At 53.3% G+C, this 19,407-nt stretch carries 17 protein-coding genes; 13 read left to right on the forward strand and 4 right to left on the reverse strand.

The features are described 5' to 3' along the window. Position 1: 1 nt before the first annotated feature. From mutL to HMF8227_RS14085, 11 genes are all read left to right on the forward strand, one after another. Positions 2–1,693, forward strand: coding sequence for a DNA mismatch repair endonuclease MutL (mutL, locus tag HMF8227_RS14035; protein WP_109340780.1), 1,692 nt, complete (start codon positions 2–4; stop codon positions 1,691–1,693). Further along, positions 1,686–2,612: a tRNA (adenosine(37)-N6)-dimethylallyltransferase MiaA gene (gene miaA, locus HMF8227_RS14040; RefSeq protein ID WP_109340781.1), complete on the forward strand. Its 927-nt coding sequence runs from the start codon at positions 1,686–1,688 to the stop codon at positions 2,610–2,612. Before mutL ends, miaA begins: the two co-directional genes overlap by 8 nt. An 83-nt stretch (positions 2,613–2,695) precedes the next feature. Beyond that, a complete protein-coding gene (gene hfq / locus HMF8227_RS14045) occupies positions 2,696–2,947 on the forward strand; it encodes an RNA chaperone Hfq (RefSeq protein ID WP_109340782.1) in 252 nt (83 codons plus the stop codon). Positions 2,948–2,970: 23 nt separating this feature from the next. Then, complete coding sequence (gene hflX, locus HMF8227_RS14050) at positions 2,971–4,263, forward strand: ribosome rescue GTPase HflX (protein WP_109340783.1); 1,293 nt, start codon at positions 2,971–2,973, stop codon at positions 4,261–4,263. Positions 4,264–4,284: 21 nt separating this feature from the next. Beyond that, on the forward strand, positions 4,285–5,430 hold the full coding sequence (hflK, locus tag HMF8227_RS14055) for an FtsH protease activity modulator HflK (RefSeq protein WP_109340784.1): 1,146 nt from the start codon (positions 4,285–4,287) through the stop codon (positions 5,428–5,430). Between the two features lie 3 nt (positions 5,431–5,433). Beyond that, complete coding sequence (gene hflC, locus HMF8227_RS14060) at positions 5,434–6,318, forward strand: protease modulator HflC (RefSeq protein WP_109340785.1); 885 nt, start codon at positions 5,434–5,436, stop codon at positions 6,316–6,318. 128 nt (positions 6,319–6,446) lie between these two features. Beyond that, a complete protein-coding gene (locus HMF8227_RS14065; RefSeq protein WP_109340786.1) occupies positions 6,447–7,613 on the forward strand; it encodes an aminotransferase class V-fold PLP-dependent enzyme in 1,167 nt (388 codons plus the stop codon). Next, complete coding sequence (locus HMF8227_RS14070; protein ID WP_109340787.1) at positions 7,606–7,791, forward strand: DUF2065 domain-containing protein; 186 nt, start codon at positions 7,606–7,608, stop codon at positions 7,789–7,791. Before HMF8227_RS14065 ends, HMF8227_RS14070 begins: the two co-directional genes overlap by 8 nt. Before the next feature lie 150 nt (positions 7,792–7,941). Beyond that, positions 7,942–9,240, forward strand: a complete 1,299-nt coding sequence (locus HMF8227_RS14075; protein WP_109340788.1) for an adenylosuccinate synthase — start codon at positions 7,942–7,944, stop codon at positions 9,238–9,240. A gap of 97 nt (positions 9,241–9,337) precedes the next feature. Continuing rightward, the gene (locus HMF8227_RS14080; protein ID WP_109340789.1) at positions 9,338–10,711 is read left to right on the forward strand and encodes an aldehyde dehydrogenase family protein; all 1,374 of its coding nucleotides are present in this window, start codon (positions 9,338–9,340) and stop codon (positions 10,709–10,711) included. An 8-nt stretch (positions 10,712–10,719) separates the two neighbouring features. Next, entirely contained in the window at positions 10,720–11,142 is a 423-nt protein-coding gene (locus tag HMF8227_RS14085) for a VOC family protein (protein ID WP_109340790.1), read from the forward strand. A gap of 149 nt (positions 11,143–11,291) precedes the next feature. Here the strand turns inward: HMF8227_RS14085 and HMF8227_RS14090 are convergent, their stop codons facing one another. Further along, positions 11,292–14,027: a M16 family metallopeptidase gene (locus HMF8227_RS14090; RefSeq protein ID WP_109340791.1), complete on the reverse strand. Its 2,736-nt coding sequence runs from the start codon at positions 14,025–14,027 to the stop codon at positions 11,292–11,294. A 306-nt stretch (positions 14,028–14,333) separates the two neighbouring features. On the opposite strand from HMF8227_RS14090, the gene bfr (HMF8227_RS14095) reads away from it, so the two are divergent. Both bfr (HMF8227_RS14095) and bfr (HMF8227_RS14100) read left to right on the forward strand, forming a co-directional pair. Next, positions 14,334–14,798, forward strand: coding sequence for a bacterioferritin (gene bfr, locus HMF8227_RS14095; protein ID WP_109340792.1), 465 nt, complete (start codon positions 14,334–14,336; stop codon positions 14,796–14,798). A 10-nt stretch (positions 14,799–14,808) separates the two neighbouring features. Beyond that, positions 14,809–15,276, forward strand: a complete 468-nt coding sequence (bfr, locus tag HMF8227_RS14100) for a bacterioferritin (RefSeq protein WP_109340793.1) — start codon at positions 14,809–14,811, stop codon at positions 15,274–15,276. 142 nt (positions 15,277–15,418) lie between these two features. Here the strand turns inward: bfr (HMF8227_RS14100) and HMF8227_RS14105 are convergent, their stop codons facing one another. The 3 genes from HMF8227_RS14105 to fadB form a co-directional block, all read right to left on the reverse strand. Next, positions 15,419–15,841 carry an Hsp20/alpha crystallin family protein gene (locus tag HMF8227_RS14105; RefSeq protein ID WP_109340794.1) on the reverse strand — a complete coding sequence of 141 codons (423 nt, stop codon included), beginning with the start codon at positions 15,839–15,841 and terminating at the stop codon, positions 15,419–15,421. Between the two features lie 188 nt (positions 15,842–16,029). Next, positions 16,030–17,190, reverse strand: a complete 1,161-nt coding sequence (gene fadA / locus HMF8227_RS14110) for an acetyl-CoA C-acyltransferase FadA (RefSeq protein ID WP_109340795.1) — start codon at positions 17,188–17,190, stop codon at positions 16,030–16,032. 12 nt (positions 17,191–17,202) lie between these two features. Continuing rightward, positions 17,203–19,347 (reverse strand): fatty acid oxidation complex subunit alpha FadB, encoded by a 2,145-nt coding sequence (fadB, locus tag HMF8227_RS14115; protein ID WP_109340796.1) that lies wholly within the window; start codon positions 19,345–19,347, stop codon positions 17,203–17,205. Between the last annotated feature and the right edge of the window lie 60 nt (positions 19,348–19,407).

The raw sequence follows: 19,407 nt of genomic DNA on the forward strand, positions 1-19,407 counted from the left end.
CATGTCAATTCAGATATTACCTCCGATACTGGCCAATCAGATCGCCGCCGGTGAAGTAGTGGAACGCCCCTCGTCGGTGGTCAAAGAGCTGGTGGAAAACAGTCTGGATGCGGGCGCCGATCGCATTGAAATCGATATCGACAAGGGAGGCCATAAGCGCATTCTGGTGCGTGACAACGGTAAAGGCATCGCCAAAAGCGAGCTTGAACTGGCCCTGAGCCGCCATGCCACCAGCAAGATCCATTGTTTGGACGACTTAGAGCAGATCGCCAGCCTGGGCTTTCGTGGCGAGGCGCTGGCGTCCATCAGTTCGGTGGCCCGGCTGACCATCAGCTCAAAGCCCCAGTCACAGGAAGCGGCCTGGCAGGCCTTCGCCGAAGGCGCCGAATTGGCGGTAAAGGTGCAACCGGTGGCCCATCCGGACGGCACCAGTGTGGATATTCAGGATCTGTTTTTCAATACGCCGGCGCGCCGTAAGTTCCTGCGCACTGAAAAAACCGAGTTCAGCCATATCGACGAGCTGATTAGGCGTATTGCCCTAAGCCAATTTGAGGTGGGCTTCACCCTCAAACACAATGGCAAACGGGTACGCCATTATCCGGCTGCTAAGAATGCCGCCGCCCGGGAAAAGCGCATTGCCCGGGTCTGTGGCGAGAGTTTTATGCAGCAAGCCCTGACCCTCGACAGTCAGTACGACGGCCTGCGGCTACATGGATGGCTGAGCCTGGAACGTCGCCACCAGCCCGAGCATCAGTTTGTTTATGTGAATGGTCGCATGATGCGCGACAAGCTGATTAATCACGCTATTCGACAGGTGTTTAATGAAGTTCATCCCGGCGAAGACTACCCTGGCTTTGTCCTCTACCTGGAGCTGGACCCCAAGCAGGTGGATGTGAATGTACACCCGGCCAAACACGAGGTGCGCTTTCATCAGGCCCGGCTGGTACATGATTTTATTTATCGGGCCTTGGCCGATGTTTTAAACCAGACCCTAACTACAGGTTCAGAGTCACTTCAGCGCCCGCAACAAGCGGCCTCCGTCAGTGAACTGCCCAGAGTCGAGCCCGAACATAACTATATTCGCCCGCTGCAACCTCGGGTCGCCGAAGCCAGCGGCAGGTACGCATCACAGAGCCGCCCGCCCTCGTCGGGCGCCAGCCAAAACTATCAGCGACTGATGACGGTAGAGAAGCATCCGCATGAGGTTACCATGTCCCACTGGATGCCGCTGGACTCAAAGCATATCCTGCTGCGTCAGGACGAGCAGCTCTGGCTAATCCCCACCCAGACACTGGACAGCCATTACCTACAACAGCAGCTGCAGCAACAACCGGTCTCCCAACCCTTGCTGATGCCGATCTCTGTTGTCCTCAAAGAAAACTTAGCGATGGATTTTGAAACTCGCTTAGAAACCCTGGGCATCCACATACAGCGTCTACCTGGGCGGGTATTAATCAAGCAAGTGCCAGCGGGCCTGAGGCAACTGGACTGGGCCAGCACCCTGACAACGCTGATGGATAACCCCTGGGACGGCGAAGTCGCGACACTGAGTGACATTATCGCCCGCCAGCGCGCGCCCTTAGACGACGGTCAACTAGAACACCTGGTACGTTGCTGGACTCAGAGTGAACAGGAACCGGCTTCTCTATCCGGAGCCCGGCGTCTATCCGTGGAAAGCCTTATCAATGAATAAACCTGTCGTGATCAGCTTGATGGGGCCCACCGCCTCTGGAAAAACCGCGCTGGCCCTGGAATTGGTGCGCCACCTACCCTGCGACATCATCAGCGTGGACTCGGCACTGATTTATAAGGGCATGGACATCGGCACCGCCAAACCCAGCGCCGAAGAATTATCCCTCGCGCCCCACCGGCTGATCGATATCAAAGATCCAGCCGAAACCTATTCGGTAGCTGAATTTCGCCGCGATGCACTGGCTCATATTGAGGACATCATTGCGCAGGGCCGTATCCCGCTATTGGTGGGTGGCACCATGATGTACTTTAAGGCACTGATAGAGGGCATGTCGCCGCTGCCCGAAGCCAATCCTGCTATCCGGCAACAAATCGAGCGTCAGGCAGAACAGCAGGGCTGGCAGGCGCTCCATGACGAGCTCAGAGTCATCGATCCAACCTCCGCCGAGCGCATTCATCCTAATGACCCTCAACGGCTCATGCGAGCCATTGAGGTCTATCGTATCAGTGGTCAGTCTATGACCGAGCTCACTCGTCAGAAGCTACCTGCTTTATCCTATCCAACGCTGCAACTGGCCATAGCTCCCGAGGAGCGGGCGGTGCTGCATCAGCGCATAGAGCAGCGCTTCGATTTAATGTTGGAGCAGGGCTTTGAACAGGAGGTTGCCAGGCTTTATCAGCGGCCGGATCTGCATCCGGACCTGCCGTCCATCCGCTGCGTGGGCTACCGACAGATGTGGGATTACCTGGACGGCAAGCAAGACCATGAGCAGATGCGCTTTAAGGGCATTGTGGCTACCCGCCAACTGGCAAAGCGTCAATTCACCTGGCTGCGTAGCTGGTCTGATGTGCAATGGCTGGACAGCTTTGCTACAAATAACCTTGACACTGTGCTGTCATTATTAGAAGGTCTTAGATGAGCGGCGTAACTCCTTGGTTAAAGCCGCTTTTTAGCCGATAATAAAAAACGCACACTCGATAATAAAAACAAAAGGATACCACCATGGCTAAGGGCCAATCATTACAAGACCCCTTCTTAAACGCGTTGCGCAAAGAGCGTATCCCGGTGTCGATCTATCTGGTCAATGGCATTAAGCTTCAGGGTCAGGTGGAATCGTTCGATCAGTTTGTCATTTTGCTGAAAAATACCGTCAGTCAGATGGTTTATAAGCACGCTATTTCCACTGTGGTTCCCGCTCGTCCCATCCCATCGGTTGCGCATACCCAGTCAAATCCTGATAATGACGAGGACTAACTCGCTTAACAGGAGACAAATGCTTGTTTGACCGTTATGAAGCAGGTGAACAGGCGGTACTGGTTCATATAGATTTCCCTGACGACGGCAGCAAAGAAGATCTGGAAGAGTTGCTGATGCTGGCGTCGTCGGCCGGTGTTGAGACCTTAGATGTGGTCACCGGCTCCCGTTCCACACCGAACCCTAAATACTTTGTTGGCAGTGGCAAGGCCGAAGAAATCGCCCAGGCGGTAAAACATCACGGCGCCAAGCTGGTCTTGTTTAACCACAGCCTGAGTCCCTCTCAGGAGCGCAACCTGGAAAAGCTCTGCCAATGCCGTGTACTGGATCGCACTGGACTGATTCTGGATATTTTTGCCCAGCGTGCCCGTACTCACGAGGGTAAGTTGCAGGTAGAGCTGGCCCAGTTAAGGCATATTTCCACCCGGCTGGTACGCGGCTGGACGCACTTGGAACGGCAAAAGGGTGGTATCGGTCTGCGCGGCCCGGGTGAAACCCAGCTTGAAACCGACCGTCGTCTGCTAAGAGGCCGCATTAACAATATCCTGAAGCGGCTGCAGAAAGTACAAAAGCAGCGAGAGCAAGGGCGCCGCGCCCGGAGCCGTCGGGAAATTCCGACCCTGTCGCTGGTGGGATACACGAACGCCGGAAAGTCGACCCTGTTCAATACCATGACTGAATCGCAGGTTTATGCAGCGGACCAATTGTTTGCCACCCTGGACCCGACCTTACGTAAGATCCAGTTGCAGGATGTAGGCCCGGCAATTTTGGCCGATACGGTTGGATTTATTCGCCACTTGCCCCATGATCTGGTGGCGGCGTTTAAGGCCACCTTGCAGGAAACTCAGGAAGCTGAGCTACTCTTACACGTGGTGGACTATTCCGACGAGCATTTTCGCGACAATATCGATTCAGTAAACGAAGTGCTCGAAGAGATTGACGCCGGCGAAGTACCACAGTTGGTGGTATGCAACAAAATTGATCGTTTGGAAGATACCGAGCCACGCATCGATCGCGACGAACAGGGCCAGCCCGTCAGAGTCTGGCTGTCGGCCCAACAGAATCGGGGTATCGACCTGTTATTCGAGGCGCTCACTGAGCGTCTGAGTAAGAGTATGGTAGAGTACCGGCTGCGAATACCGCCTAGCGAAGGTAAACTGCGCAGCGAACTGCTACGTATGCAGTGTACCTCAAATGAGAATTACGATGCTGAGGGCAACTGGTTGGTGAATGTGCGCATGCCCGTCAGTGACTGGAATCAGATGACCAAACGCACGGACGAACGTCTCCCTTCGTACGTGACGCAACAATCTTAACTTTACTTAACGGAGAACAACATGGCCTGGAATGAGCCTGGTGGCAACAATAATGACCCGTGGAAAAACCGCGGGGGTCGTGATCAGGGTCCGCCGGATCTCGACGAGGTATTTAAGAAGTTTTTCGGCAAATTTACCGGTGGCGGAGGTGGTAAACCTTCGGGTAAAGGCTTTGGTGGCATCGGCGCCGGCGTGATCGCCGGTATTCTGGTGATCATCTGGTTTATCAGTGGTTTTTATACCCTGAACGAAGCTGAGCGCGGCGTAGTACTGCGTTTTGGCGAGTTTAACCGGTTCGAAGACCCCGGCCTACGCTGGAAGCCAACCTTTGTGGACAAAGTTCACCCGGTTAACGTTCAGGAAGTCCGTACCATGCCAGCCTCTGGATTTATGCTGACCGAAGACGAGAACGTGGTTCGGGTGGAAATGGAAATCCAGTATCGGGTTAGTGATCCGTTCAAGTACATCTTTGCGGTGGTCGACCCCGACGCCAGCCTGAGCCACGCACTGGATAGCGCCATTCGCTATGTGGTGGGCCACTCGGAAATGGATCAGGTACTGACTAGCGGACGGGAGCAAACCCGTCAGGAAGTCTGGGAAGAGTTGAGCAGCATCATCGAGCCCTATGACATGGGCGTGAGTATTCTGGAAGTGAACTTTAAAGACGCTCGTCCGCCAGAACAAGTCAAAGACGCCTTCGATGACGCCATCGCCGCCCAAGAGGATGAACAACGCTTTATTCGTGAAGCGGAAGCCTATGCGCGCGAAATCGAGCCTCGTGCTCGCGGTCAGGTCAACCGTATGACTCAGGAAGCTCAGGCGTACAAACAGCGCGTAACACTGGAAGCTCAGGGTGAAGTGGCTCGCTTCGAGGAACTGCTGCCGCAGTACGAAGCCGCGCCTGAGGTGACCCGCCAGCGTCTGTATCTGGAAGGCATGCAGGAAGTCTACTCCAACACCAGCAAGATCCTGGTGGATGGTGAAGGCAGCAACAACATGATGTACCTGCCGCTGGATAAGCTGTTAGAGCGTCAGAATCGAACTCAGAATGGCTCGTCCGGTAATACACTGGAAGGACTGCAGCGCATCAATACCCAAGAGTCTCGTACTGGCAACAGCACCAGTGCTAACCAACGCAGTGGCCGCTTCGACAGTGGGAGGAATTAAGCCATGAAAAATCTAGCAATCGCGCTTATCGTCATTTTAGCCGTTTTGGGCTTTGGCTCAGTGTTTGTGGTCGAAGAAGGCTACAAAGGCATTGTCATCCAGTTTGGTAAGGTGCGCCGGGATGAAGCCACCGGCGAGACCGTTGTCTACGAGCCGGGTCTGCACTTTAAACTGCCCTTTATCGACACAGTCAAGAAGCTCAACGCCCGCATCCAGACGCTGGATGACGGTGCCAACCGCTTCGTTACTGCTGAGAAAAAGGACCTGATCGTAGATTCTTATGTGAAGTGGCGCATCAATGATTTTGCCACCTACTATCTGTCTACCGGTGGTCTGAAGATTCAGGCAGAAACCCTGTTACGCCAGAAGGTAAACAATGGTCTGCGCTCCGAGTTTGGTACCCGTACCATCGCCGATATCGTCTCCGGTGAGCGCTCCGAGCTGATGAATCAGGCTATGGTGCAATCGTCGGAAAGCGCCGAAGATCTGGGCATTGATATTGTGGATGTGCGGGTTAAGCAGATTAACCTACCCACCGAAATCAGTAACTCCATCTTCCAGCGTATGCGTGCCGAGCGGGCTGCGGTGGCCAAGGAGCACCGTTCCAAGGGTAAGGAGCAGGCCGAGATCATCCGCGCCAACATCGACCGCGAAGTCACCGTCATGCTGGCCGACGCCGAGCGTAACGCCCGTAAACTGCGCGGTGAAGGTGATGCCCAGGCCGCCAAGATCTATGCCGAAGCCTACAGCCAGAACCCCGAGTTCTATGCCTTCTTGCGCAGTATGGACGCCTACCAGGGCAGCTTTAAGAACAAAGACGACATAATGGTGTTAGGCCCGGACAGCGATTTCTTCCGCTATATGAAAGATATTCAGGGCACTAAATAGCCCTACCCAATAAGCCCCTTGAATACGAGCTGAGTATCAAGGGGCCTTAACCGCAGGCTTGCCGTTACCCGTCCATGCCGTAGGCCTGCTTTATAACTGCCCCCAGATACCTGCCTAGCCGAGGCCCTATGTACCAGTATCTCTATCAGCGTTTTCTCAATGCCAATCAGGGCAAGCAGCACTTTGCCTGCCACAGTCACCATTACTGGCCGGATGTAACCCGCGAGGCCATGCTGGACTACTGGGATGACTCGGCCCGCCTGGTGGATGATAAATGGGATTATCTGTTTACCACTAAACTGCCGCTGGTACAGCAACACATTGCCCGCATTCTGAACACCAATGAGCCAGAACAGATTGTGTTTGCGCCTAATACCCATGAGCTGGTGTATCGCATTCTAAGCTGTTTGGACTGGTGTCAGCCTGTGAACATATTGACCACCGACAGCGAATTTCACAGCTTTAGCCGCCAGGTTAAGCGCCTCGACGAGTCGGATAACCTAAACCTAACACAGGTAGCCACCTTGCCCGCCGAGGATTTTGAGGCGCGCTTTACCCAGGCTCTCAACGAAAAACGCTATGACCTGGTGTTTCTCAGTCAGGTATTTTTTAACTCTGGCATCGCGCTGCAAAACCCAGAGGCCATCGTCAACGCCGTTCGCCATAGCGACACCATCGTCGTGATCGATGGTTACCATGGCTTTATGGCCCTGCCCACCGATCTTAACGCCATAAAGGATCGTATCTTCTACCTAGCGGGCAGCTACAAATACGCTCAGGGCGGCGAAGGGGCCTGCTTTGCCCACATTCCATCGGGCTGCACCTTGAGACCGGCCTATACCGGCTGGTTTGCCGGTTTTGGTGAGCTGAGTCAGGCACAGAGTGACAAAGTGTTTTATGCCGACAACGGCATGCGCTTTGGCGGCGCCACCATGGACATGGCTCCAGTGTATCGCTTACACGCCGTGCTGGAGTTGTTCGAACGTGAAGGGCTGCCGGTAGATAAAATCCACGGCTATGTGCAGCAGTGCCAGCAGCAGTTCTTAGCCATTCTGGATAATCTGAGCCACCCGGAGTTGAACCGAGACCAACTGCTGTCGCGGGATTTAGATCATCACGGCCACTTCCTGACCTTTAAGCTATCCAGCGCCGAAAAAGTCCAGGCCCTGGCCGAACACCTGCGCCAGCACGGTATTATTACCGATGCCCGGGGCGATCGCTTGCGCTTTGGCTTTGCCCTCTACCATAATCCACAGGACTATGATTTAAGCTGTCTGGAGCATTCCAATGCTTGATGCGTTCTGGCTGGGTATCGGCTTTTTCCTGATTATCGAAGGCTTAGGCCCCATGCTGTTTCCCAACAAGTGGCAAGGTTATGTGCGCAAGTTAGCTGAACAACCGGCAAATCAGCTTCAGGCCATGGGAGGCATTATGGTGGTTTTGGGCGTGGTAATACTCTGGTTTATGCATTAAAACGCCCACAACGACATCAAAAAATCACCATACCTGAGCAGTCTGAATATCAAAGATAAACTCGCTCTAGCCATTTATGGGTAAAACAGATGATTTCCCACTCAGAAATTTGGTAGAATCCCCGCCTAATTTTCAGACAGTTTCAAATTCATGGCAAAAAATGTAGTCGTGCTCGGCACCCAGTGGGGTGATGAGGGTAAAGGTAAGGTGGTGGATCTGCTCACCGATAAAGCCGCTTATGTGGTGCGTTATCAAGGTGGGCACAACGCTGGCCATACCCTGGTTATCGACGGTGAAAAAACCGTTTTGCACTTAATCCCCTCGGGCATTCTGCGTGACAATGTCACCTGTGTCATCGGCAACGGCGTGGTACTGAGTACCGAAGCCCTGCTGAAAGAGATGACCATGCTGGAAGAGCGCGGCGTCCCCGTTAAGGACCGCCTGGTGATCAGCGAAGCCTGTCCTTTAATTCTGCCTTACCACGTGCAGCTGGATCTGGCCCGTGAGAAAGCCCGGGGCAAGAACCCCATCGGTACCACGGGTCGTGGCATCGGCCCGGCCTACGAAGACAAGGTCGCTCGCCGAGGTCTGCGTGTAGGTGACCTGTTCTGTAAAGACACCTTTGCCGAGCGTCTGAAAGAATTGGTGGAATACCATAATTTCGCCCTGACTGAATACTATAAGACCGACCCTGTCAGCTACGACGAGGTCTACGACCAGGCTATGGCCGTGGCCGATATGCTGAAAGCCATGGTCGCCGATGTGCCGGATATGCTGGATAAAGCGCGCCGTCGTGGCGATGCCATCATGTTTGAAGGCGCACAGGGCACCTTGCTGGATATCGATCACGGCACCTACCCCTATGTTACCTCCTCAAACACTACCGTCGGCGGTGTAGCAACTGGTGCAGGTTTCGGCCCGCTGAACCTGGATTATGTATTGGGTATTGTGAAAGCCTATACCACCCGTGTTGGCTCAGGGCCTTTCCCTACCGAGCTGGATTGTGAAGTGGGTCAGCATCTGGGCGTGAAAGGCAATGAGTTTGGCGCCACCACTGGTCGTAAGCGCCGTACCGGCTGGTTCGATGCGGTAGCCATGAAGCGCGCCGTACAGATTAACTCCATCACCGGATTCTGTCTGACCAAGCTGGATGTACTGGATGGTCTGGAAACCCTGAAAATCTGCATCGGCTATAAAGACGCCGAAGGAAATGTACGCGATGTTCCCCCCATGGCCGCCGATGGCTATGAAAAAGTGGTGCCTGTGTATGAGGAAATGCCCGGCTGGCAGGACAACACCTTTGGCGTGAAAACCATCGAGGAACTGCCTCAGGCGGCACTCGACTATATCCAGCGCATTGAGGAACTAACCGGCGTGCCGGTGGATATAATCTCCACTGGCCCGGATCGGGTAGAAACCATCGTCAAGCGCCACCCTTACGAGGCGTAAGACTAAAATGATAAAAGCCGCTTCAAGCGGCTTTTTTATTGTTTATTGGCGTAAAACTTTATAGCCTAGCCTGACCGATGATGCTCAGGTGATGCCAATGGACAGCGAAATTGCCCGCCAGTTCGACAAGTTACAGGACCATTTTCAGTCCGATCTGACACGCCCCTTGGCCTTTCGGCGAGAGCAACTCGGCAAGCTGAAGAAGCTGATTACCCGCAACCACAAGGCCATCGCAGAAGCACTTAAGCAGGATTTGGGCAAGTGCAATCAGGAAAGCTGGATGACCGAGACAGGCTATCTGATCGGCGATATTGAGCACCACCTGAAGCACCTGAAAAAGTGGACTAAGCCTCGTCGCGTCAGCACCCCTGTTATCGCCCAACCCGGTCATAGCTTTATTCAGCCTGAACCGCTGGGAACGGTGTTGGTTATGGGCGCCTGGAATTATCCTTTGCAACTCAGTCTGGCACCACTTATCTCGGCCATTGCTGCAGGGAACTGCGCAGTCCTGAAGCCGTCTGAGCTGGCCCCAAATACCTCGACCTTACTCGCCGAGTTAATTCCCCAATACCTGGATGAGCGGGCGGTACAGGTGGTCGAAGGCGGCGTCGAGGTCTCTACCGAGCTACTCAAACAGCCTTGGGACCATGTGTTCTATACCGGCGGCGAGCGGGTTGGTAAGATTGTAATGACGGCAGCAGCCAAACACCTCAGTCCGGTCACTCTGGAATTGGGAGGCAAGAGCCCCTGCATCGTCGCCGACGACTGTGAGCTTAAGGTCACCGCCGACCGCATCGTCTGGAGTAAGTGGATGAACGCAGGCCAGACCTGTGTGGCCCCAGACTACATTCTGGTGGAACGCCGCTTTGCCGAGACCCTTACCGGGGCTCTCACTAAGAGCCTACAGCGCTTTTACGGTAAAGACGCCCGTCAGAGCGCCGATTATGGGTGCATTATTAATGACAATCACTTTTATCGCCTTGTTGAGCTTCTCAAGGGACAGAATATTGTCCACGGCGGTCAAACCGATGCCGACAGCCGTTATATCGAGCCGACCCTGGTACTGGATCCGGATCCGTCGAGCACTCTGATGACCGAAGAGATCTTCGGCCCCATCTTACCCATCATCACAATGGATAGCCTCGACGACAGCCTGACATTTATTAACCGCCGTCCGAAACCACTGGCTTTATACCTCTACACCAAAAACCGTGCTTTCGAACAGCAACTGCTCAATAAAACCAGTGCTGGTAGCGTCTGCATCAACGATGGCATGATGTTTATGGCCAACATGAAGCTGCCCTTCGGCGGCGTCGGCAACAGTGGTATAGGTCGGTACCACGGACAGTGGGGCTTTGATACCTTTAGCCATTTAAAGTCCGTCATGCGTCGCGGGACCTGGTTTGATATCAACTGGCGCTATCCGCCATTCAATAAATTTAAGCTACTGATGTTAAAGCTATTCCAATAGGAGTTACCATGAAGCTGATACCGCCGTTCCACCTTGCCATTCCGGTGACCAATCTCGACGAGGCTCAGGCCTTCTATGGCGGATTGCTCGACTGCGAACAGGGTCGTACCTCAGGAACCTGGATCGACTGGAACTTTTTTGGCCACCAGTTAGTCACCCACCTGGTGGACTCCATGCCTTCCTCCCCCGATGATAACGAGGTGGACAACAACAAGGTTCCGGTGCCTCACTTTGGTGCCGTATTGGCCTGGAACGACTGGCATGATCTGGCTGAACGTCTGAAAACCGCCGGCGTAACCTTTGTGATCGAGCCCTATATCCGTTTTAAAGGCCAACCCGGGGAGCAGGCCACTTTGTTTTTACGTGACCCGGCCGGCAATGCCCTAGAGTTTAAGGCCTTCCAAAACCCCGAACGTCTGTTTGCCCGCTAAGGAGAGGCGCTTAAATACCCACACTGGAGGAGCAGTCGTTTGTCCGTACATAGCCGATCCTGCGCTTCCATGTGCTCGCTGCATACCGTCCGTCCCTGGACATAAAAAAGCCGCCTCTGTTGGGCGGCTTTAGTGAGTGACAAACTCTGTTAATCGTCACTCAGCACTTTTACCTCAGCCAGGCCAGCGGCCTCTATAGGCTCACGTATCTGCTCCAGGTCGCCCACGACAACCCAGGTCAGAGCGTCTGCAGAAAACGCCTGACGCGCTTTTTCCTGAATATCCTGAGTGGTCATAGCCTGATACTGAGTCTTCAGAGTTTCCGGATAATCCAGAGGCCGGTCGAAGCGTTCACTATCCAAAAACGCACCCAACACGGCACTCGCCGTTTCAAATTTACCAGGCAGGCTGCGTGTATTGCTGTTAACAACTTCTTGCAACTCTTCCTGTGACGCTGGCTGCTCGCCTTTGAACTGGCTAAGTTCATTAAGGATTTCCTGTACAGACTCCAGGGTCTTATCCGTTTGCACAGGCGCATAAATCAACCAAGGCTTTTGACCTTGCGCATCAATAAAGAAGCTGTATGCGCCATACGCCCATCCCTTGTCTTCCCGCAAGTTCATATTCAAACGCGCAGTAAACTGACCGCCGAAGATGTCATTGGTGGTATCCAGCAACAGATTATCGCTGTCACCGGAAGAGGGCGTCAGGTGACCGGCCAAAATCAAGCTTTGAGGCGCGCCCGGTTTATCCACTAAATAGATTGTAGGTTGCTCGGGCTTGGGCACCTGGGCAATGTTCTTCTGTACTAACGGTCTATCCGGTTCCTGCCAATCACCAAAATGCTCATTAAGTACAGCCTGCAGACGAGCCTTGTTTACATCCCCCACGACAAAAAACTCACCTTTTGAAGGCCGTAACCAGGTTTGATGAAACTGCTTCAGGTCGTCCGTCGTCATAGACTGCACAGACTCACGGGTACCACTACCGGTAAAAGGAATCCCATAAGCATGCTCACTGCCATACATCAGAGGCGGCAGAGTGCGAAGAGCACGCTGTACCGGACGAGACTTTTCCTGCTCAATACGGGCCAGTCGCTGACGCTGAATGCGCTTTAAGTCCTGCTCCGAGAATCTCGGCTCACGCACCACATCAGCCATCAAAGCAACCGAGGCATCCAGCTTGTCCGTCAGAGCGCCCAAGAAGACAGAGGAGCGATCCAAATTAGATCCGGCACTCAACCTGGCACCCAACATGTCTAGTTCAGCCTCAAGCTCCAGTACATCCAGCTCCTCGGTACCCTCATTCAACATATCCATGGTAAAGCTGGATGTCCCCAGCTTATGACCGGTCGAGTCTGCGGCATAGCCTGCATCGAAGGTCAGAGCAATATCGACCTCGGGTATGCTGGTACGCTCGGCCAGATTAACCTTAATGCCGTTATCCAATACAAAGCTCTCTACTTCGGGGAAGTCCAGTTCCGGCATTTGAGTGACTTGCGGCAACTGGGAGCGATCCGCTCCGGACTCGGCAGCGGTGTAACTCGGAAACGGCTGGACATCCAGTTGATAGTAGCCTTTGGACAACCAAAGCTGGGCTGCCGCCTGCACTTTTTGGGCACTGGCTTTGTTGTACCAATCCAGTTGCTTCAGGTAGAAGCCAGGATCATCGGCGTAAAGCTCACCTTTAGCCAGGGTCGCTGCCTTACCACTAAAGCCACCAACTTCCTCCAAGGCCCTGACCTGCGAGGCGTAAATACGACTCTTAGTGCGCTTTAACTCTTCCTTCTGAGGTCCCCGCTCAAGAAAACGGGCCAGAGTGGCATCGACCACTTGCATGGCTTCCGTTTTATCGGCTCCGGGTGCCAAAGTCACAGTAACTTCAAAAAAGCTCATTAATTCATGAGGCTGCAATGTCACACTGACATCAGTGGCAAGCTGACGTTTCAGCACCAAGGCTTGGTAAAGACGCGAGTTCTTGCCGCTTCCCAGAATTTCCGCAGCCAGAGTCAACAGTGCGGCTTCCTCAGTAGTGCGCCCGGGAACGGCCCAGTTACGATAGAGGCGCTGTTGGGGCACATCATCGTGCATCATTTCATAGGTATTGGTGGTTTTCTCCGGCACCCAGGCTTGAAGTTTGTGCAGCGGAGGGCCGGCTGGAATGTCGCCAAAATATTGCTGCGCTTTCTGCTTTGCTTGCTCCAGCGTTACATCGCCGGCCAAAACCAATACCGTGTTAGCCGCTCCATAAAACCGCTTAAACCAACTGTGTACATCATCCAGAGAGGCGTTATTGAGGTCCTCCATTGAGCCTATGGTAGACCAGCGATACGGGTGACCTTCCGGTAACAGGCCCTCAAGAACCCGATATTCCACCTTCCCATAAGGTCGATTGTCACCTTGTCGCTTCTCGTTCTGAACCACGCCCCGCTGATTATCCAGCTTTTCCTGGGTGACCGCCCCCAACAAATGCCCCATGCGATCAGACTCCATCCATAAGGCCAGATCTAATGCCGTGGAGGGGACATTCTGAAAATAGTTGGTACGATCAAACCAGGTCGTACCATTCATGGCCGTAGCGCCGATTTCATTAAAGGGCTTAAAATACTCACCGTCGTAATTTTCCGAACCATTAAACATCAAGTGTTCGAATAAGTGGGCGAAGCCGGTTTTGCCCGGTTGTTCGTTCTTAGAACCCACATGGTACCAAACTGATACGGCGACAATCGGCGCCTTATGATCCTCGTGTACCACCACGGTTAATCCATTATCTAACGTAAACTTGTGGTAATCGATGGCTACCTTATCGACCTCAAACGCCGAGGCAGAGCTCATAGCCATTAACAACCCAAGTGCAACAACAATGAGTCGCACACCATTTAACATTGTTTTCTCCTTTTCCATGTATTCGCCATATTTCAACTGGCAGCTCAAATATAGTGCAAAAACGATCACGTCGAATTAAGACCAAATCAGGGCCGCGCCGGCTTGTAGTATGACTGCCCCGTATTTCCGATAACAGCAACGTATACCAAATTCAGAAGGGGATAACGTAAATTTTCCTAGACGCCAAAGGCGATTGAGAACCAGTGTCATTATCAATCCTAACCCATTGAAATTAAAATAAAATTTGAATTAATCCTAGGTTGCAACTAGACTGCTTAGCATCATCGTCAAAGGCGAGGAGCCGCTATGCAAGGTAATAAACAGGTGGTGGACACCCTGAATCAAGTGCTCACTTACGAATTGACCAGCATCAATCAGTATTTTCTTCATGCCAGAATCTTCAAGAATTGGGGATTGGACAAACTGAATGAGGCGGAATACAAGAAGTCCATTTTGGATATGAAGCAAGCCGACAAACTGATCGAGCGTATCTTGTTTCTGGAAGGGTTGCCGAACCTGCAGCAGTTGGGCCGGCTGCGTATCGGCGAAGACACCGCCGAAATGTTGCAATGCGATATGGACGCCCAACATGACCAGCTGACTCAAATGCGCAAAGCCATCGCTCTGTGTGAAACCGAAAGGGACTATGTATCCCGCGACCTGCTTGAGGAAATTCTGGGGCAGGAAGAAGACTACCTGGACTGGTTGGAAACCCAACAGCACCTGCTCGGTGAGTTGGGCACGGAAAACTATCTTCAGTCTCAGGTGTAAGGAGGTAAAAATGAAAGGTAAACAGAAAATCATCGATGCCATGAACGGCCTGTTGGCCGCCGAGCTCGCGGCCATGGACCAGTACTTTCTGCATTCGGAAATGTATGCTGACTGGGGCCTGAGCAAACTGTTTGAACGTATTTCCCATGAGTTTGATGATGAAAAAGGGCACGCCAAGAAGCTGATCGAGCGTATCCTGTTTCTGGAAGGCACCCCAGACATTAAGAGTCGCACCCCGGTGCGCATCGGTAAGGATGTAGAGGAAATGCTGCGTTTCGATCTGGAACTGGAATACGAGGTCGGCACCGCCCTGCGCGACGCCATCCAGTTATGTGAACAGGAGCGCGACTACCAAACCCGGGAAGTACTGGAAGAGTTACTGGCCGACACCGAGGAAGACCACGCCTACTGGCTGGAACAGCAGCTACGCCTGATTAAGACCATCGGCAAAGCCAACTACCTGCAATCGCAGATGTAGATAACAACGCCTTTCCGCCAGGGAAAGGAAACCACATTCCCAGACCCTGTGCGACAAGGAAGCCGCATAGGAGCCCCCACGGAGGGGTTCACGGCGAGTCTGAGAATGCGGTTCCTTTTGCCTACACTAATCTCTTATGCCATCAGCCAATAGGGATCCGCTTGGCTTCCGGCTCGGACTGCTCTACCTTAGGCGCCTTAATGGTCAACAAACCGTCCTTAAAGTTGGCGCTGATGTCCCCCTGCTGCACATTGCTGCCCAAATTAAAGCTCCGGGTCAGCTTGCCATAACTACGTTCCTGGCGAATAACCTTACCTTCGGCCTCTTCCTTATTCTCTTGGTGAGCCTGGGCTTCCAGCGTGAGCACCCCATCCTGAAGCTGGATGTTAATGTCCTCTTTCTTCACCCCGGGCAACTCGGCCACTATGGTGTAATGGTCTTTGTTGTCGTGAATATCCACCTTGGGGGTAAAAAAGCTGCTTCGATCACCGCCTAGGGTGCTGGGCGCAAAGAAGTTATCGAAGAAGCGATCAAAATCGATACTGTTTCTGGGTAGTAAGTTCATAGCCACCTCCTGATTGTTACTGCTATTGGGTTTCTGCCTTTTTGGCATTGATTAAAATATAGCCAGCAACATCGACTTCAAGAGGCTTTATACAAATAAACTGGATGATTTTTGAGCTACATCAACTTCCTTAACACGGGTATAAAAAAAGCGCCCGAAGGCGCTTTCTCAAAAGCTTTGAATCAGGGTTAGACCCGTTCAAACACCGTGGCAATGCCCTGGCCCAAGCCAATGCACATGGTGGCCAGCCCCACGGATTTATTCTCCGATTCCATCAGGTTTAACAGGGTGGTAGAGATGCGCGCGCCGGAACAACCCAGCGGATGACCCAGTGCAATGGCCCCTCCGTTCAGGTTTACCTTTTCATCATACACATCCAGCCAGCCCAGTTGTTTAATACAAGACAACGCCTGAGCGGCAAAGGCCTCGTTAAACTCGGCAATCTCAATATCGTCCATGGTCATGCCTGCGGCTTTCAGTGCCTTCTGGGTCGCAGGTACAGGACCATAACCCATGATCGCGGCATCGCAACCTGCCACGCCCATCGAGCGGATCTTAGCTCGCGGCGTTAAGCCCAGTGCTTTGGCCTTGTCGGCCGACATTACCAGCATTGCCGAGGCGCCATCGGAAATAGCCGAGGAAGTACCCGCAGTCACCGAACCATTCACTGGATCGAATACCGGACGCAGCCCCGCCAGTGTTTCGGTTGTGGTATCGGGACGAATGACCTCGTCCTGATCGATCATCTTCAGTACCCCATCGGCATCATGACCTTCGGTGGCGACGATTTCATTCCAGCGGCCTTCCTGAGCCGCCTTAGCGGCACGCTGGTGCGAGCGGGCACCGAACTGGTCCTGCATCTCACGACTAATACCGTTTTGGCGGCCCAGCAGCTCAGCCGTCATGCCCATATTGCCCGACGCCTTGGCCGTATACTTAGCCAAACCGGGGTGGAAATCTACGTTAAAGGTCATAGGTACGTGGCCCATATGCTCCACCCCGCCGATCATATAGACTTCGCCTTTACCGACCATGATCCCACAAGCCGCATCGTGCAGCGCCTGCATTGATGAGCCACACAGACGGTTCACCGTCACCGCTGACGTTGTGCGTGGAATTCCGGTCAGTAACTGGGCGTTACGGGCGATATTAAAGCCCTGCTCTTTGGTCTGCTGTACACAGCCCCAGATGATGTCATCGATCTCGGCCGGATCCAGTGCCTCATTGCGTTTCAGCAACTGAGTCATCAGATGCGCCGACAACGTTTCGGCGCGCACATTACGAAACATGCCACCTTTGGAGCGCCCCATGGGCGTACGAATGCAATCTACAATAACTACGTCTTTCATGAGTCTCTCCCGTTAGCTTGCGAAGTAAGATTTACCGGCGGCGGCCATTTCGCGTACGCCTTCTGTAACTTGATACATGGGCCCAAGGTGGGCGTATTTGTCAGCCAGTTTGACAAAGTTCTCCAGACCCAGAGTTTCAATGTAACGGAAGACACCGCCACGGAATGGTGGGAAGCCCAGACCGTATAACAGAGCCATGTCGGCTTCGGCAGCGGTTCCCACAATGTCTTCTTCAAGACAACGGATGGCTTCATTGGCCATCGGGATCATCAGACGCGCAATAATCTCGTCGGTATCGAACTCTTTCGTGTCGGCTCCAAGAAGTTGATAGGCCTCCTCAGCGGCTTCTTTGGTAGGCCGACCACGCTTGTCGGTACCGTAGTTATAAAAACCTTTACCGTTTTTCTGACCGAAGCGTTCGGCTTTATACATGCTTTGTACCGGATCGTTCGCAATTCTCGCCATGCGTTCTGGGAAGCCTTCTGCCATCACCTCAGCGGCATGGTCGGCCGTATCGATACCCACCACGTCCAACAGGTAGGCCGGTCCCATCGGCCAACCAAACACTTTCTCCATGACTTTATCGACGGCGGTAAAATCAGCACCGTCCAGCAGTAGCTTACTGAAGCCACCGAAATACGGGAACAGCACACGATTAACCAGGAAGCCAGCACAATCATTGACCACAATCGGCGTCTTGCCCATCTTCAGGGCATAAGCCACCACGGCATTAACTGTGTCATCGGAGGTTTTCTCACCACGAATGATTTCCACCAGCGGCATGCGGTGCACAGGGTTAAAAAAGTGCATACCACAGAAACGCTCAGGTTTATCCAGACTCTCAGCCAGCTGGTTAATAGAGATAGTGGAGGTGTTGGAGGTAATGATGGTGTCGTCACTCACTACTTGCTCGGTCTCTTTCAGTACCGAAGCCTTAACCTTGGGATTTTCCACCACGGCTTCCACCACGATGTCCGCATCCTTGATGGCGTTATAGTCCAGCGTCGGCAAGATATGATTTAACGTGGCAGCCATGGTCTTGGCATCAACCTTACCCTTCTCCATCCCTTTGTTCAGGATCTTAGCGGCCTCATTAAGCCCCAGATCCAAGGCATCCTGGTTGATGTCCTTCATAATGGTATGAGTGCCTTTCACGGCCGACTGATAGGCGATACCTCCACCCATAATACCCGCGCCCAGAACCGCGGCCTGCTTGATGTCTTTGCTGGCCGCTTTGGCCTGCTTCTTACCCTTACTCTTAACCAGTTGATCGGCCATAAAGATGCCAATCTGCGCGGTAGCAGCGTCCGTCAGCGCCAGTTTAACAAAGCCTTCATTTTCCAGCTTGAGCGCGCCGTCACGGTCCAAACCAGCGGCCTTTTGAACTGTTTCTACCATCAGGTGAGGCGCCGGATAGTGTTTGCCCGCTTTGGCGGCCACCATGGCCTGGGCGGTGGAGAAACTCATCATCGCTTCATTCTGATTCAGGGACAGTGGCGCATTTTTCTGCGCCCGACGTGCCTGCCAGTCCAGTTTTCCGTCGATAGCATCCTGCAACATAGCCAGAGCAGCATCTTTTAGTTTCTCAGGTGCGACAACGGCGTCGACGGCGCCCACATTTAATGCCGCTTGCGGCTTTTGGTCTTTACCCGTGGTCATCCACTCCAGCGCATTATCGGCACCGATAAGACGCGGCAGACGCACTGTGCCGCCGAAACCAGGCATCAAACCCAGTTTAACCTCTGGCAGACCAATACGTGCTGTTTCATCAGCCACACGCAGATCACAGGCCAGGGTCATTTCACATCCGCCGCCCAACGCGAAGCCGTTAACGGCCGCGATAGTGGGGAAAGGCAAGTCTTCGAAACGATCAAACACCCGGGAGGTCTTACCTACCCAGTCTAAGATCTTATCTTCAGGCTGTGAGAAAACATCGTTGAATTCGGTGATGTCGGCACCAACGATAAAGGCCCCCTTTTCCGAGCGCACCACTGCGCCCTTGACGCCATCGGCGCTCTCCAGCGCAGCACACAGCTCGTTCAACTCTGACACCGTTTGCTGATCAAATTTATTTACTGAGCCGCCGGCGTTAAAGACGACGTCTGCAATGCCGCCGTCCAGCAGGGAGGCGGACAGGCTTTTGCCTTCATATATCATGTTGTTCTCCTTCGGCTATCGCCAGGATGGATACAGAACACTCCTCTAAACCGCTTCGAA

Source organism: Saliniradius amylolyticus, from assembly GCF_003143555.1.
Lineage (GTDB): Bacteria > Pseudomonadota > Gammaproteobacteria > Enterobacterales > Alteromonadaceae > Saliniradius > Saliniradius amylolyticus.